Raw genomic sequence first — 17,346 nt, 5'->3', positions numbered from 1 at the left:
TAAAACATAACAAAACTAAACATTTATTTAATTTAAATAATTATTTCGCAATATGATGAAAAATATTAAAATTCTAATTATCAAATACTTAAATACCATACAATTAAAATAGACTTCAGTAAATTTTTCTATTTAACATAAAAAACTATTTAAAATTTTTCATCAATATTGAAAATATATAAACAAAAAAAAGAGTGGCATAAGCCACTCTTTATAGTATAACATAGTTTTTCTAATTTAAATAAAACTCATATTTATTAAGCAATTGAATTTCTTTAATTAGATCTCCATTGAGATCCACTGAATGTTTCATAGACTGCACTTCAATATGAGAATCATCTTCCAGGTTTTTGATAAAGAATTTCAATTTCTGATTTCCTTTGTTTCTATCGAGGACCGTTCTGAAAAAGTCGAGATCTTCAGGTCTTACATCCATTACATCCATTACCAAAGATATACTTTTGGCAAATCGTTCAAATGCTTCCTGAAGTTCTATTACATCATTTACATTAACGAAGACTCTTCCATCTTTTACCTGAGCGAATTTTATTTTAAAAATGACAAATCTCTGAACTTCCAGTTTTTCTTTCAACCTCATATAATCCCTGTCTCCCAACCTGAATGAGTATGAACCGGAATAATCTTCCAACGTAACAAAAGCTACTTTCTCACCACTTCTGAAACCATCCTGAACTCTATATTCAGTGATAAGGCCTGCTACAGTATATTCTTTTCCGCCGCCTCCATTTTCTCTTTCTTTCTGAAGGGTTTTCCAGTCTTTCTTTTTCTCCTCAAAAAGTTCTTCCTGTTTATTGGAAAAAGCCTGCTCTTTGTAGGCATCTACCTCATCCAGATTCAGGAATAAGAAATTTCCTTTTGGCTCTGCTTTTTTAGTCACCTCTTCCACTACTTCCTCTTCACCTGCCACCACATCATCTGAGATAATTTCCGTAAGATCTACAGCATCATCCGGCGTATCCTGTTCCAAAACAGGTGCTTCATCTGTAACAACTTTACCCTCATCATTTTTTTCAAGAACAGATTTTTTAGAAAGCTGCCCCTGCATAAACTGGAACTGATATTTAAACTCATCCAGCGGATGCGCAGAAAGATAGAAACCTATGATCTCTTTTTCTTTATTAAGCTTATGCATATTAGGCCATTCCGGACAAGGTGCCAGTTTTGGCTGCTCAATCTGAACTTCTTCCGCAAAATCTGCAAATAAAGAATGTTCCATCTCATTTTTGCTTTCCTGGAAACTCTGTCCATATCTGATTAATCTTTCAAGATTTGTCTTTCCTGCCATGTCAATATCAAAATACTGGCCCCTATGGAAACTATCAAGTTCATCAAAAGCACCGGCAAGCACTAAACTTTCCGCTACCCTCTTATTCATCTGAGAAGGCATTATTCTTTCAAAGAAATCATAAATATTTTTAAATCTTCCGTTTTCTCTTTCTCTTGTAATTGCCTCACTTGGTCCTTCCCCAATTCCTTTGATCGCTCCCAGTCCGAAACGGATCTGTCCTTTTTCGTTTACGGAGAATTTGTATTGAGATTCATTCACATCCGGTCCTAATACATCAACCCCTATACTTTTACAGTCCTCCATAAACATGGTAATTGAATCCGTATTGTTAATGTTATTACTCATTACACTCGCCATATATTCTGCCGGGTAATTGGCTTTTAAAAAGGCTGTCTGATAAGCAATAAAGGCATAACACGTTGAGTGAGATTTGTTAAATGCATATTCCGCAAAGGCTTTCCAGTCATTCCAGATTTTCTCTAACCTCTCTTCATTCAGGTTGTTTTTTCTACCTCCTTCAATAAATTTCGGGTACATTTTATTAAGAACATCGATCTGTTTTTTACCCATTGCTTTTCTCAAAGTATCAGCTTCACCTTTGGTAAAATTGGCCAGTTTCTGAGATAAAAGCATTACCTGCTCCTGATAAACGGTAATCCCGTATGTTTCTTTTAAATATTCTTCTGTTTCCGGTAAGTCGTAGACAATTTCTTCAATTCCATGCTTTCTGTTGATGAAGTTTGGAATATATTTGATCGGGCCCGGACGGTACAATGCGTTCATGGCAATAAGATCGGCAAAAACCGTTGGCTTAAGCTCCCTCATATATTTTTGCATCCCGGGACTTTCATACTGGAAAATCCCTACCGTTCTTCCTTCTTTAAACAGTTGATATGTTTTGGCATCATCAAGTGGAATCAGATCCGGATCGATATCTATATTATATCTTGCCTTTACCAGCTTCAATGCATCTTTAATAATGGTCAGCGTTCTCAACCCCAGGAAATCCATCTTCAGAAGCCCTGCACTTTCCGCAACGGAGTTGTCAAACTGTGATACCAGGATATCAGCATCTTTTGCAGCAATTGTCACCGGAACCAGATTACTCACATCTTCTGGCGTAATGATTACTCCACAGGCATGAATTCCGGTATTTCTGATACAGCCCTCCATCTTTTTAGCACTTGCCAAAACTCCATGTCTTGCATCATCAGGGCTATCAAGAACATATCTCATTTCATCAACAAGCATCTGTTCTTCCGGCTTTAATTTATCATATTTTGCTAAAGCTTTTGCGATATTCATTCCGGGACTTGGAGGAATCAGCTTAGCAATATTATTTGTGTCAGGAATCGGAACATCCAAAACCCTTCCGGCATCTTTAATAGCAGATTTACCCCCCAATACTGAGTAAGTAATAATCTGCGCTACCTGAGTTTTACCATACTTTTCAACTACCCATTTGATGATTTTATCTCGTCCTTCGTCATCAAAGTCAATATCAATATCAGGCATGGAAACCCTTTCCGGGTTTAGGAATCTCTCAAAAAGGAGATCATATTTAATGGGGTCTACATTGGTAATTCCGATACAATAGGCCACAGCAGATCCTGCAGCAGAACCCCTTCCCGGGCCGACCCAAACTCCCATATTACGGGCTTCGTTACAGAAATCCTGTACAATAAGGAAGTATCCCGGATAACCGGTATTGGCAATTACCTCAAGCTCAAAGTCAAGACGTTCTTTAATTTCATCAGTAATCCCAGTTTCCACATACCTTTTCTTAGCTCCTTCATAGGTAAGATAAGTAAGATAAGCCATCTCCCCTCTTTTTCCACCGTCAACCTCATCTTCTGCATGAATAAACTCTTCCGGAATATCAAACTTAGGAAGAAGTACGTCTCTTTTTAAGGTATAAGGCTTGAACTTTGCCGTAAATTCTTCATAAGCATCAAAAGCATCCGGATACGCTAAAAAGGCTTCTTTTATTTCATCAGAATTCTTGATGTAATATTCGCCTGTAGCCAGCCCTCTTCTCTTGCCAAATCCTTTCCCAACAGGTGTTGTCAGTTTTTCACCATCTTTAATACAGCTTACAATATCCTGAATATTGGAATCGTCTTTATTGGTATAAAAAGTTTCGTTCTGGGCTAAGATTTTAACATTATATTTATCTGCAAAATGAAGTAAAACATCATTTAAATGCTCTTCTTCAGGCAGTTTATGATTTTGAATCTGAACATAAAAGTCATCTTCAAAAGTATCTTTCCACCATTTGAAAAGCTCTTCCCCTTTCTGCTCTCCGGTATTTAAGATTGCATCCGGAATATCTCCCATAATTCCGGAAGTCAAAGCAATAACTCCTTCTTTATATTGGGCTATCAATTCCCTGCTCACCCTTGGAACTCCAAAATAGAACCCTTTCAGGAATCCGATACTGGAAAGCTTTGCCAGATTTTTATATCCATTAAAGTCTTTCGCTAAAAGCACTACCTGCGTTCTCCTGTCCGGATCATCTTTCGTAAACTGTTTTTGCTCATAGCGCTCTGAAATATAAAATTCACAACCTACAACCGGGATAAGCGGTTCGGAAACAGGCTCAACTTCATTAAATTCTGTTCCGTTTTCGTCAGCTTCCTGTTTTTTTGCCAGGTACTCTTTATGCTTCTTTGCTCGGTCACTATTAGCACTCTCCACTGCTGAAACAAACTTAAAAGCACCCATCATATTTCCAAGATCCACCATGCCTACAGCCGGGAAGTTTTCATCAGAAGCTTTTTTAATCAAATCATTAATGCTTGAAGTAGCGGTAAGTGTAGAGAAAACACTGTGATTATCAAAATTGAAATATTTACCTAAATCAATTTCATCAATACTTCCAAAATCCTGCTGTTTTTTCTTATTATGAAAATCAGCGACCTGCCTTCTGATAACAATATTGAAGGGTTTGATCGGATCCGGATAAAGACTTCTGAAATAAGCGAGCTGATCTTCTGAAATCTTTAAGGTTTCAGCGGGTACTACTCCAATTCTTACCATTTCAAAGAAAGCTCTGGCAGTAGCATTTACGTCAGCAGCAGCATTATGGGCTTCATCAAATTTGCTTCCATAAAGTTTTTCATACAATTCTTCAAGCTTCGGAGGTTTGAATCTTCCTCCACGTCCTCCGCCAAGCTGGCAGAAATCGGTTCCCAAAATCATGGTATCCGCTTTAGGCTTTTCCTGAAGATTATCTTTAAGGTTTTTCCTGTAAAATTCTGCTCCTACAATATTATAGTCGAATTCTACATTATGTCCGGACACTACCCTTACCCTTTCAAGGACTTTAGAAAACTCTTCAAGAATCTCCTGGAGATCCCGTCCTTCTTCATTGGCAATCTTGGTGGTAATTCCGTGAATACGTGCTGCGTTGAAGGGGATATCATACCCTTCAGGTTTTATTATATAATCCTGGTTTTCAATCAGGTTCCCATCATCATCGTGCACTTGCCATGCAATCTGAACCATTCTTGGCCAGTTATCCGAGTCTGAAAGCGGAGCGTTGAAATTTTTTGGTAAACCGGTTGTTTCTGTGTCAAAAATTAAATACATATAATGTTCTAACTTTTTTATAAAAAGAGAATGTAAAGTTACTTCATTTTTTCCAATTATTAGTTTACGATAAAACACAAAACGTACAATATTCAGAATAGCCAAACTGTTTTACTTTACAAAAAAGACAACCAACTCAAACAATGTTGAAATAAAATATTAAAAAGTAATTAAAAAAATTAGAATTATTTATCTAAAACTATTAATTACTAAATATTTACCATATATTTGAAGAATTACAATTTTAATATTTCAACAACTAAAATGAAGAAACATCTACTTCTCATAAGCACATTAGCAATAGCTTTAGTAAGTGCACAAAACAACGATGGTTTAAAGAGAGAATTTGAAAGGCAAAACAAAGAGAATAACGAAAAGTTTGACTCTTATGTTTCTAGAAGATTTGGTAGTGATAGAAATCCTGAAACTCAAAAAATAATTCAGGAAATGAGAGAAAATCTGGCAGGGTTTAGTGGAAATGTTCCGAACTTTTATCAGTCAGAAGATCAAACTCAGATTTTAAATAACAATGTTGATGCCTTAACAACTGCGGGAGGCGTTAATGGACTATCCGGATTATTTAAAGGTGAAGGTATTGTATATGCAATTTTTGATGGAGGCAGAATTTATGAAGCTCATACCGCATTTAATAATGCTGCAGGCAGAATTTCCAATAAAGAAGCAGCAACGAATGCTTACAGCGCCCATTCTACAGGGGTAGCAAGTATTATTGGTGCGAAATCCTCGCCTTTGTCAGCTACCAGCAATGGAGTAACAATCACAGGAAATGCAATGGGAATCGCATTAAATTCTACAATGGATTCTTACAGATTTGCAACAACAACACTGCCGGGCAACTCAACTACAAGTACTGTATTTGATAAAATCTTGTTAGCTCAACCTAAAATATCCAATCACTCTTATGGTATCAACGCTGCCTGGGATTATAAAACCACAGCCAACGGATATCCTGCCAACGGATGGTATTGGGGAGGAAATTATATTTCCGGAACTAATTATGATTTAATGGGAACCTATTACACCAATGACCGTGCATATGATGCTATCGTGTATAATAACCCAACTTATACTATCGTGAAATCTGCCGGAAATTATTTCGGATTTGGACCAGGATACTCAGGGAGTACTACAACAGCTTATTATTATAACGGATCAGGATATTCAACCTATGCAACAGGTACAGAACCACCTGCTAACTGTGCACAGGGATATGACTGTATAGGGTATAGCTCATTAGCTAAAAACATTATTGTAGTAGGTGCAACAGATCCTATTACAACAAATAACAGCAGATATACTGCAGCTACAGATGTTTTAAAGTCTGATTACAGCAGCGCAGGCCCCAGAGATGATGGTGGTATTAAACCAGATATTTCTGCCCCGGGTACCGATGTGTGGATGGCATCTACAGCAGAAAATACAACAGGAAGTATAACCTGGCAAATTAATAGCGGAACCTCAATGGCAGCTCCTCAGGTAGCGGGAATTATTGGGCTTTGGATGCAGATTTATAAATCTTTATTCAACAATGCTCAGCTTGTTGCTTCTGCGTCAAAAACTCTAATGGTACATTCAGCGCTTGAAGCTGGTCAGATAGGCCCAGATCCATGGTACGGCTGGGGATACATCAATGCAAAAAAAGGAGCTGAACTTCTTGTAGGAAAATCCAACAACACCATCATATTTAATGATGAAACATTAAACAATGGTGCAGTTAACACAAAAACAGTTAAAGCATCAGGAACTGAACCTTTAAAAGTAACAATATCCTGGATTGATCCGGAATATACCAATATTACGAATCAATGGGATAATTTATACAACAACAGAACTTCAAGATTAATTAATGATTTAGATGTAAAGATTATCAATACAGCAAACAATACAACTTACCTTCCCTGGAAACTGGATGCAAACAATCCTATGACTCCTGCAACAAAAGGAGATAACACAGTAGACAACGTAGAACAGGTAGTTATTGACAATCCTACACCAGGAGCTGTTTATAGAATTGAAATTTCTCATAAAGGAACATTAAAAAATAATGCTTCTCCAAGTGTTACTTCTCCTCAAAACTACTCCGTGATTGTAACAGGATTTACCGAAGTATTAGGAGCTAAAGAAACCGGATTTGCAATGGACGCGGTAACAGTTGCTCCAACTGTCGTAAAAGACTTTACCAATATATTAAAAGCTCCTAAAAAGTCGACTTTTAATGTTTATGATCTTTCAGGTAAAAAACTACAAACAGGTATCATTAACAATGATAAAGAAGCAGTAGATTTATCCGCTTACACAAAAGGAATTTACATCATTGAAGTAAAAACAGACAAAGATGTTATTTCTAAAAAAGTGATCAAGGAATAACCTTTATAAACAAAGATTTTTCACAAAATACTAACAGTTGTTAGTATTTTGTTTTTTTATGTATATTTGCTTCCTATGGAAAATGCACTTCACGAAAAAGTTTCTCAGGATATATTACTCAAAGCGTATAATCATATGATGCTGGCTAAGGCGATGGCTGACATTTACGAAGAAAACAGAAATGTATGCAAATACGTTCACAGCACTTCTAGAGGTCATGAAGCTATTCAGCTTGCAACAGCTTATCAGTTAAAGAAAGAAGACTGGGTTTCTCCTTATTACAGAGACGAAAGTATTCTTTTAGGAATTGGTTTTGAACCTTACCAATTAATGCTTCAATTACTGGCAAAAGCTGATGATCCTTTTTCGGGAGGAAGATCTTATTACTCACACCCTTCGAGCAGGGATGAAAATAAACCTAAAATTGTTCACCAGAGTTCAGCCACAGGAATGCAGACTATTCCTACAACAGGTGTTGCACAGGGAATCAAATATATTCAGGATTTTAACCTTCAGAATTTTGAAAACAATCCTGTTGTGGTTTGTAGTCTTGGAGATAATTCCGTTACAGAAGGAGAAGTGAGTGAAGCTTTGCAATTTGCCGCTTTACACCAGCTTCCTATCATCTTCCTGGTTCAGGATAATGAATGGGGAATTTCTGTAACTAAAGACGAAGCAAGAACATGTGACGCTTATGATTTTGTAGCCGGGTTTACCGGATTGAGCAGAATGAGAGTAGACGGAACTGATTTTGTGGAAAGTTTTGAGGCCATGAAAAAAGCTGTAGACTTTGTAAGAACAGAAAGAAAACCTTTGGTTGTCTGTGCAAAGACAGTATTGATCGGGCATCACACTTCCGGAGTAAGAAGAGAATTCTATAGAGACGAAGAAGATCTAACAAAACATAGAGCTAAAGATCCGGGAGAAATACTTAGAAAACACTTACTGGAAACTGGTGTTGACGAAGATCTTTTAAAACAAATTACCAAAAAAGCGCGTCTTGAAGCAGAAGAAGCTTTCGAAAAAGCTAAAAATGCAGAAGATCCAAAACCTGAAACTGTAATGCAGCACGTTTTTGCTCCTACTCCTATCACGGAGGAAACAGGAACACGTGAACCTGCCAACGGAGAAAAAATTGTAATGGTAGATGCTGCCATCCACGCGATACAGGAATTGATGTGGAAACATCCGGAAGCTCTTCTTTACGGACAGGATGTAGGAGAAAGAATTGGTGGGGTGTTCCGTGAAACGGTGACTTTAGGAAAAAAATTCGGAAGTAAAAGAGTTTTCAATACGGCAATTCAGGAGGCCTACATCATTGGATCCACAGCGGGAATGAGTGCTGTTGGACTAAAACCAATTGTTGAGGTTCAGTTTGCAGATTATATTTACCCTGGTATCAACCAGCTAATCACCGAGATTTCAAAATCCAATTATTTGAGTGGCGGAAAATTCCCTGTAAGTAATATTATCCGTGTTCCTATCGGTGCATACGGCGGCGGCGGTCCTTATCACAGTGGAAGTGTTGAAAGTATTTTAGCCAATATCAAAGGAATTAAAATAGCATACCCAAGTAATGCTGCAGACTTTAAAGGGTTATTAAAAGCAGCTTATTACGATCCGAACCCGGTGGTAATGCTTGAACATAAAGGATTATACTGGAGTAAAGTTCCGGGAACTGAAGATGCTAAGACGATAGAGCCAGCTGAAGATTATGTTCTTCCGTTTGGAAAAGGTAAAGTAATTATTGAAGCAGATAAAGAAGAAACCGAAAAAGGCAGAACTTTACTCGTGGTTACCTATGGAATGGGAGTTTACTGGGCTAAAGAAGCAGCTAAGAATTTCAACGGAAGAGTTGAAGTGATTGACTTAAGAACATTAATTCCTCTGGATGAAGCATTAGTTTTTGAAAGAGTGAAAGCCCATGGAAAATGTATCGTTCTCACTGAAGAGCAACTTAACAATTCTTTTGCAGAAGCTTTTGCACACCGTATTTCCAAAAACTGCTTCAAATATCTTGATGCACCAGTAGAAACGATGGGATCACTGGATGTACCTGCTGTTCCTATCAATCTGATTCTGGAAAAAGAAATGCTTCCGAATGCTGAAAAACTAAGCAATAAGATTGAAGAAATGCTGAAATATTAATTTTACATAAAAAAACCTCTAAAAATTTTTAGAGGTTTTTTTATGCATTTTTTTCACTACTTTTATTTAAGATTATCAATCTCAATTCTAACCCATTACAAAACAACAAAACACAATTATCCATTATCTGAGAGGTATTATGAAACACAAGTAATCCCAGTTTGGTATTTATTTTGTCTATACACGCAAAACACATCCATCTTTATGATCACAACAAAATACGTCAATTATAAGCAGGTTCTCAATCTATCAGGTTTTCATCTTATAATGATTTCAATCTGGTGTACCCTGATCGCTGTCCTGTTCTATTTTTTCAATTGGCAGTGGATGACAATTCCTTGGGTTCCTGTGGCATTGATTGGTACAGCAGAAGCATTCCTTGTGGGTTTTAAAAACAACCAGGCCTATGACAGACTTTGGGAAGCCAGAAAAATCTGGGGAGGAATAGTGAATTCAAGCCGTTCGTTTGCTTCTATGGTGTATGCTTTCGATACCAAAAATGAAGAAATTGGTGTTTTTGACCTTGAAGACCGCAAAAGAAGAATCGTTTACCGTCATATTGCATGGTTATATACTTTCCGTGAACAGCTTTTGGTGCCTACGGAATGGGAACACATCAGTACAGAAAATAATAAATTCGGGAATATCAACCTGAGAAGAAACAGATTAATTAAAGCGGGTTTCCCTGATTATGGAAGAGCTCCTATTTTCCTGCACAAATATCTGTCAGAAGAAGAGTATGAGCTTAAAAATGATTATAAAAATTTTGCTACGTATCTGGTTGCTCAGCAGGCAAAAGACATCAATGAGCTGAAAAACATGAATGCCATTACGGAGTTCAATCAGACTCAGCTTCAAAACAGCCTCAATGAATTCTACAATTTCCAAGGGCAGGCAGAAAGAATCAAAAAATTTCCTTCTCCAAGACAGTTTGCCAGCACAGCCTTTGTTTTCAATATTCTTTTCATCATGCTTCTTCCGCTAGGATTAGTAAATGAGTTTGCAAAACTTGGTGATTGGGGAATCTGGACCTCTATTCCGTTTTGTATCATTATCGGATGGATTTACATTATTATGGAGCTGGTGGGTGATTATTCTGAAAATCCTTTTGCGGGATTAATGTTTGACGTTCCTATGCTTTCTATATGCAGAACAATTGAAATAGATCTTCTTCAAATGAGTGGAGAAACAGATCTTCCTGATCCTATTGCTTCCAAAAACGGAGTATTAGTGTAATTTTTGAGGATTACTTCGTTAAAAACAAAATTTCAGATTTGCGATAAAAATATGAAGTAAAATATACTTTAAAACTTCATTGTTTTTCATAATTTAGAGGCATTGAAAGCATAAGCTATGTTGATTCATCAGAATCGATTTAGCTTTTACTTTTTTCATCAGCTAATAATTTATCCCTTCTTTTAAACAATGAAATTCAAGCAACCCCTGCAGGTTATAACTGTGTTATGTTTTACCTTATTCTACTCTAAAGTAAAGTCGCAGGCGGCCTTTAATAAAGAATTACCTAAAGAGTTTACAGACCAATTCACCAAAGAAATTAACGACAGTATTCCTTCTTTGGGATCTTTTATTGTTTCACAAAACAACAAGGTAGTTTATGAGGAGTATTTCCACGGAGCCAACAAAGAGACCATCTTCAGTATAAAATCTGTAACCAAAAGTATCGTCTCTGTTCTGGCAGGCATTGCACAGGATAAAAATATACTTCCCAATCTCAATACTCCGGTTTTAAAAATTCTTCCGGAATATAATGTCTCAAGAAGCAGTTTCAAAAATATTTCCAATATTGAAGGAAAAGTAGCCCATGACTCTATCAGAAATACATTAACGTTGAAAAATCTGCTGACTATGCAGGGTGGTTTTGACTGGGTTGAAAATTCGAAAATTTCAACAGCCATGTCTTTTTCCAGTGATCCGGTAAAATTTGTACTGGATCTTCCTTTTGAAGAATATCCAGGAACTGTATTCAATTATAACAGCGGTGAAACTCATCTTTTTGGTGCCGCATTGGCAAAAATAGTGAAGACCAACCTGAAACAGTTTGCCACAGAAAATCTTTTCAGACCATTAAAGATGAATACTCCCCGATGGGATACAGACTCCATGAACAGGAATATTGCAGGTTCAGAGATGTTTATGAAACCTGAAGACATGCTGAAGTTTGGTTTGATGGTTCTGAACAATGGAAAGCTTAGCGGCAGACAGATTGTTTCCTCAAAATGGATTCAGGAATCTACTTCGGAACATGCAAAACTGAATTCCTGGGATGTCATGCCGGATGCCAACGGATACGGCTATTACTGGTGGCGAAGAAAGACCAACGGACATCAGGCGTATGTAGCCACCGGTTATGGTGGCCAGCTTATCTGCATCATTCCTGATTTAAAAATAGTAATCGTAACAACCTGCTTTTTGAATGACAAAAACAGAGGCAGAACCGAGAGTAAAAGGCTTCATTATTTTATCGACAAAATGACCAAAGGAGATTCACAACCCTAAATCTTCCATTCAGTTTAGATCAAATGGCTGTGATAAGCTACAACACAATCGCCGTAGTATTTTTTACTTCGGAAATCATAAAAGAGCTGTGGGTACTGGCGATATGCTGAAGCGTTGTAAGTTTTGTCAGCATAAAACTACGGTAATCTTCAATGTCTTTCACTCCTATTTTAAGGATATAATCATAATCTCCACTTACATGAAAACACTCCGTAACTTCCTGAAGATCCATCACTTCTTTTTCAAATTGAAGGACAAATTCCTTTTTATGCTGGCTTAGTTTCACATGACACAAAACGATAAAATTTTTCTTAACTTTACTCTTGTCCAGTAAGGCTACATATTTTGAAATAACACCTGCATTTTCAAGTTTTTTTACACGCTCATAAATTGCTGTAACAGACAATCCAAGCTTACCGGACAGCTCTTTGGTGGTTTGTTTACAGTCTTTCTGTAAAAAAAATAAAAGTTTCTTATCAGTTTCGTCAAGGTCCATAGATATTTTTTTGGTAAAAATTTAATAATATCGAAGATACTAAATATTTTTTCTAAATAAACAATATTTTACAGTTTTATATTCTATAAATTCAAATTTATATTGTAATTATTAGGAAATTAATGCAAATTGGAACGATAAAATAAAAACAATATTTATGGAAAACTTTAACGCAGCCAATGAGATCCAGGATCTTCAGTATTTTGGTGAATTCGGAGGAGTGAATCCTTCTATCTCAGACAGCTCTACCTATACATTTCTTTCTGCAAAGACGATGTTTGATACTTTCGAAGGAAATGCAGAAGGATGCTACCTGTATTCCAGACATTCATCACCAATGAATCTTTGTCTGGCCCAGGCTCTTGCCAAGATGGAAAACACAGAATCTGCCAACGTTACAGCATCCGGAATGGGAGCTATTACTTCTGTTTTGATGCAGGTGTGCAAAAGTGGAGACCATATTATTTCGAGCAGAACCATTTACGGAGGTACGTATGCCTTTCTTAAAAACTTCATGCCTCAGTTTAATGTAGCGACCAGCTTTGTTGATATCAACAATTTTGAGTCTATAGAAAATGCTATTACTCCCAATACTAAAGTAATCTACTGTGAAAGTGTAAGCAACCCGCTTCTTGAAGTAGCAGACCTTAGAAAGCTTTCTGAAATCTGTAAAAAACACAACCTGAAACTGATTGTAGACAATACCTTCTCCCCTCTTTCCATCTCTCCAACATTATTCGGGGCTGATGTGGTGATTCACAGTTTAACAAAGTTCATCAACGGAAGCAGTGATACGGTAGGAGGAGTATATTGTGCCACACAGGCCTTTATTGATGACACCAAAAATGTAAATTCCGGAGCATGTATGCTTCTCGGACCTACTATGGACAGCTTAAGATCTTCAAGTATCTTAAAGAACCTGAGAACATTGCATATCAGAATAAAACAGCATAGCCACAATGCTATGTATCTGGCTGAAAGATTCGAAAAAGATGGCTTAAAAGTATCTTATCCAGGTTTACCATCCCATAAAAATCATGAATTAATGAAAAGCATGATTCATGAAGAGTACGGATATGGAGGATTACTTACTCTTGATGCCGGAACTACAGAAAAAGCAAACGAACTGATGGAGCTGATGCAGACAGAAAATCTGGGGTATCTTGCGGTGAGTTTAGGGTTCTATAAAACTTTATTCTCATGCTCAGGAAAATCTACCTCATCTGAAATTCCTGAAGAAGAAAGAGCTTCCATAGGTATTTCCGACGGGCTGATCAGATTCTCCATCGGCCTTGACCACGATATCAAAAGAACTTATCATAAAATGAAAGAATGTATGCAGAAAGTAGGAGTTCTTAACCACCATGAAAACATTTCTATCATCTAAATTTATTATTGTAAAAAGGCTGTTTCGTTTTGAAACAGCCTTTTTTTATTTTCTTAATTGATAACTCCAGCCGCTTAGATTCCTGCGGAATGACAAAGATTGTGTATAATTACAAGCAAAAAAATCAATAGGAATGGGCTTTAGCCCATTTATCAAAAAAGAAATCTTTCGATCGGCTTTAGCCAAAACTTAAATTACTTTTTATAATAATGATGCGGAAAAGCATCTTCGGGTTTCATTCTGAAAACATTCAGCAAAATCCAGGATTTTAAGAATCCGTATCCGTAAGAAAACATCTGAATATAGGTGGAAATAACCGCCATTCCGGCAATACTTATATTTTTTGTCAGCAATAAAGCGTGAAACAATACCAAAAAAGTATACAATCCATAAAAGGCAAGGATTATTCCTCTACCCATCATAAAATACTCCAGAAAGCCCATCACATATCCCAGCATAAATAAAGTAGGAAAAGCAAAGGAGATCTTTACATAATTCGGGTGTCTCTGGTTAAGAATCGGTCTTGCACAGCCAAACTGATAGACCTGTTTGGAGAATTTTCCAAAATCAACCCTGCGCTTATGGTATACGGCAATATCATCAAAAAAAGCAGTAGTAAAACCATTTTCCCAAAGGGTCATAGAAAGATCAGGATCCTCTCCTATTCTCAGTTCTGAAAATCCGCCTACTTTTTTAAAGACTTCTTTTTTCACGCCCATATTAAAACTTCTGGGTTGAAACTTAGAAACTGCTTTTTTACTTCCTCTGATTCCTCCGGTTGTAAAAACAGAAGTCATGGAATAGGAAATAGCCTTCTGCATCAGATTAAATCCTTTATGTGCTTTATCTGCTCCTCCAAATGCATCGCAAGGAATTGTAAGAATATCGTTTTTGATATGTTCAATATAATCTTTTTCAACAATGACATCACTGTCTACAAATACCAGCCATTCGTTAGCGGCTCTTGCTGCCCCATAATTTCTCGTCAGTCCCGGTCCTGAGTTATCCTTTCTGAAATATTTAATATCCAGGATTCCATCAAAATTTTTAATAGTAGGTTTCAGATCGATTAAAGAACCGTCATCCACAATAATCATCTCAAACTCCTTATCTGTCTGTTGAGTAAGGGAGGTCAGCAGCTCAAAAAGTTCGTCTTTTCGGTTGTAAATGGCAACGACAATGGAAATAGTAGGCTTCAAATTGAAAATTTTTCAAAATTACTTATTCGCAGGACAACCTACAAACAGTTTAACAGCTTATTCAGATAAATTAACGATAGAGAATTTTATCAGCTTTACTTCATGGAGATTACAAATGAAATTCTGAGCCAAGTTATTTGACATTTTAAACAAAATAAACACAGAAAATCCCTCCTAATTTTGCTATAGAAATTTAAAACAATAAAAAATGGAACCTATTATCAGCACAATGCAACAACCTATTCAATCAGGCTTTAATGCTTTCTCAACAGCTCAGGAAGTAATAAAGGGAATTGATCTTACCGGAAAAACAGTGATCATAACCGGCGGCTATGCAGGAATCGGTCTTGAAACTACAAAAGTCCTTGCTTCAGCAGGAGCCCATGTCATAATTCCTGCGAGAGATATTGAAAAAGCAGGAAAAAATCTTTCAGGAATTGAAAATATTGAACTCGAAAAAATGGATCTGATGGATCCGGCATCTATTGACGCATTTGCAGAAAAATTTGTATCGTCAGGCAGAAGCCTGGATATTCTCATTAATAATGCAGGCATTATGTGGGTACCGCTCCGCAGGGACAGCAGAGGTATAGAATCTCAATTGGCAACCAATTACCTTGGACAGTTTCATCTTACCTCAAAATTATGGCCAGCTCTGAAAAAAGCAAATGGAGCAAGGGTTATCAGTGTTTCTTCTTATGGACATCAGATGGCTCCGTTTAATTTTGAAGACCCCAATTTTGAAAAAAGAGATTACGATACCCTTTCCGGATACGGACAATCCAAAACGGCCTGTAATTTATTTTCCGTAGAACTCGATGAAAAAGGAAAAGAGTTCAATATCAGAGCATATTCCCTTCATCCAGGTTCAGTCTATGGCACTGATCTGGGCAGAGAAGAACCCATCGAGCTTTTTAAACAGCTCGGAACGCATGATGAAAACGGAAATATCAAACCGGAAGTTGAAGCACGTTTAAAAACCATTCAACAAGGAGCTGCTACTACAATCTGGTGCGCTGTAAGCCCTCAGCTTAACGAAATCGGTGGAGTTTATTGTGAAAATTGCGATATTGCAGAAATCGACAGAGGGCAAATTGAGCACAGGTTTGATGAACCGGCTACGATCCGCGGAGTACAGCCCTATTCCATTGACAAAAACAATGCAGAGCAATTATGGAAACTGAGTGAAGAGATGCTGGGATTTACCTTTGACACCAAATAATTGTTTTTTAAATACATTTGTAATGAAAAACTTTTGACAATGGATTTCCAGATACAATACCTGACACCGGATATCAAGCTTTCCAGTTATGATGATAAGCTGTTCAAAACAGAAACGGTTTTTGAATATCATATGCTGGTGTGGTTTATATCAGGAGAAACGAAAATTATCCAGGCAGACAAAACCTATCTGTTCAAAGCAGGAGATATTTTTCTGATTCCGAGAAATCATCTGGCCACCATCATTAATTATCCGAAGGATGGACTTCCTCACAAAGCAGTAGTGATGCATCTTACCACAGAACGTCTGAAAGCATTTTACAGCGCTGTTGATTATCAAAAGAAAAATAGTCTTCGGGAACCCAGCATTCACAGTTTCAGCAGCCATCCGCTTCTGAACAGCGGTCTGGCCTCTCTCATTCCTTATTTTGATATTGAAGGTCCGTTTCCTGAAAGCATTGCTCATTTAAAGATCACCGAAGCCATTAGTATTTTAAGAGAAATTGATCAGAATATAGATTCTGTACTCGCTGATTTTGATGAGCCGGGAAAAGTTGATCTGATCAGTTTTATGGAAAAAAATTATATGTTCAATATGCCACTGGAACGGTTCGGGTATCTGACAGGAAGAAGTTTATCTACTTTTAACCGGGATTTCAGAAAGATCTTTCAAACCACTCCACAGCGGTGGCTTACCCAAAAGCGTCTGGAACTGGCCTATTATCATTTATCCGAAAAAAACAAAAAGCCTTCTGATGTCTTTCTGGAAGTAGGTTTTGAAGACCTCTCGCATTTTTCACATGCCTTTAAAAAACAGTATGGCTTTGCTCCTTCACTGGCACAATAAAACAAAATAGGTTGTACTAATATGTACAACCTGTTTTTATTATTTTGATTTAACTGAATTCTATTGCAGTTATTTTTTCTGTGGAATATCCGAATCTTTTAGCTCTTTCTTTTGAGATATTACATTGTGATTTAAAGCCTTTCTTTCAGGTTTTGAAGGTGATGATTTTGATCCAGAACCCAACATACCAAATACATCCAAAACCACATCAAACAGATCTAAAAAATTCCAGGACATATTATA

General features: G+C 37.0%; 11 protein-coding genes. 7 read left to right on the top strand and 4 right to left on the bottom strand.

The genetic code is table 11. From position 1 onward, the window contains the following. Positions 1 to 232 precede the first annotated feature (232 nt). Positions 233 to 4,900, bottom strand: a complete 4,668-nt coding sequence (dnaE, locus tag FB551_RS01460) for a DNA polymerase III subunit alpha (RefSeq protein ID WP_142014310.1) — start codon at positions 4,898 to 4,900, stop codon at positions 233 to 235. Between the two features lie 264 nt (positions 4,901 to 5,164). Here dnaE and FB551_RS01455 point away from each other — a divergent pair, with 264 nt between their 5' ends. The 4 genes from FB551_RS01455 (at position 5,165) to FB551_RS01440 (ending at position 11,953) form a co-directional block, all read left to right on the top strand. Further along, complete coding sequence (locus FB551_RS01455) at positions 5,165 to 7,288, top strand: S8 family peptidase (protein WP_142014307.1); 2,124 nt, start codon at positions 5,165 to 5,167, stop codon at positions 7,286 to 7,288. Positions 7,289 to 7,363: 75 nt separating this feature from the next. Beyond that, on the top strand, positions 7,364 to 9,436 hold the full coding sequence (locus tag FB551_RS01450) for an alpha-ketoacid dehydrogenase subunit alpha/beta (protein ID WP_142014304.1): 2,073 nt from the start codon (positions 7,364 to 7,366) through the stop codon (positions 9,434 to 9,436). 204 nt (positions 9,437 to 9,640) lie between these two features. Further along, positions 9,641 to 10,672 (top strand): bestrophin family protein, encoded by a 1,032-nt coding sequence (locus FB551_RS01445; protein WP_142014301.1) that lies wholly within the window; start codon positions 9,641 to 9,643, stop codon positions 10,670 to 10,672. A gap of 189 nt (positions 10,673 to 10,861) precedes the next feature. Then, positions 10,862 to 11,953 carry a serine hydrolase domain-containing protein gene (locus FB551_RS01440; protein ID WP_142014298.1) on the top strand — a complete coding sequence of 364 codons (1,092 nt, stop codon included), beginning with the start codon at positions 10,862 to 10,864 and terminating at the stop codon, positions 11,951 to 11,953. Between the two features lie 37 nt (positions 11,954 to 11,990). On the opposite strand, the gene FB551_RS01435 is transcribed toward FB551_RS01440, so the two are convergent. After that, complete coding sequence (locus tag FB551_RS01435; protein ID WP_142014295.1) at positions 11,991 to 12,449, bottom strand: Lrp/AsnC family transcriptional regulator; 459 nt, start codon at positions 12,447 to 12,449, stop codon at positions 11,991 to 11,993. A gap of 157 nt (positions 12,450 to 12,606) precedes the next feature. Between FB551_RS01435 and FB551_RS01430 the strand changes: the two genes are divergently transcribed. Further along, positions 12,607 to 13,836 carry an aminotransferase class I/II-fold pyridoxal phosphate-dependent enzyme gene (locus FB551_RS01430; RefSeq protein ID WP_142014292.1) on the top strand — a complete coding sequence of 410 codons (1,230 nt, stop codon included), beginning with the start codon at positions 12,607 to 12,609 and terminating at the stop codon, positions 13,834 to 13,836. 194 nt (positions 13,837 to 14,030) lie between these two features. Here FB551_RS01430 and FB551_RS01425 read toward each other — a convergent pair whose 3' ends face one another. Further along, complete coding sequence (locus tag FB551_RS01425) at positions 14,031 to 15,035, bottom strand: glycosyltransferase (RefSeq protein WP_047432473.1); 1,005 nt, start codon at positions 15,033 to 15,035, stop codon at positions 14,031 to 14,033. Positions 15,036 to 15,243: 208 nt separating this feature from the next. Between FB551_RS01425 and FB551_RS01420 the strand changes: the two genes are divergently transcribed. Continuing rightward, complete coding sequence (locus tag FB551_RS01420) at positions 15,244 to 16,257, top strand: SDR family NAD(P)-dependent oxidoreductase (protein WP_142014289.1); 1,014 nt, start codon at positions 15,244 to 15,246, stop codon at positions 16,255 to 16,257. A gap of 39 nt (positions 16,258 to 16,296) precedes the next feature. Continuing rightward, positions 16,297 to 17,103 (top strand): helix-turn-helix domain-containing protein, encoded by an 807-nt coding sequence (locus FB551_RS01415; protein WP_142014286.1) that lies wholly within the window; start codon positions 16,297 to 16,299, stop codon positions 17,101 to 17,103. A gap of 69 nt (positions 17,104 to 17,172) precedes the next feature. Here the strand turns inward: FB551_RS01415 and FB551_RS23150 are convergent, their stop codons facing one another. Beyond that, a complete protein-coding gene (locus FB551_RS23150) occupies positions 17,173 to 17,340 on the bottom strand; it encodes a hypothetical protein (protein WP_156121464.1) in 168 nt (55 codons plus the stop codon). Between the last annotated feature and the right edge of the window lie 6 nt (positions 17,341 to 17,346).

It is taken from the genome of Chryseobacterium aquifrigidense (assembly GCF_006716485.1).
Lineage (GTDB): Bacteria > Bacteroidota > Bacteroidia > Flavobacteriales > Weeksellaceae > Chryseobacterium > Chryseobacterium vietnamense.
The sequence above is the reverse complement of the archived record's forward strand: the minus strand, read 5'-3'. Positions and strand labels throughout refer to the sequence as shown.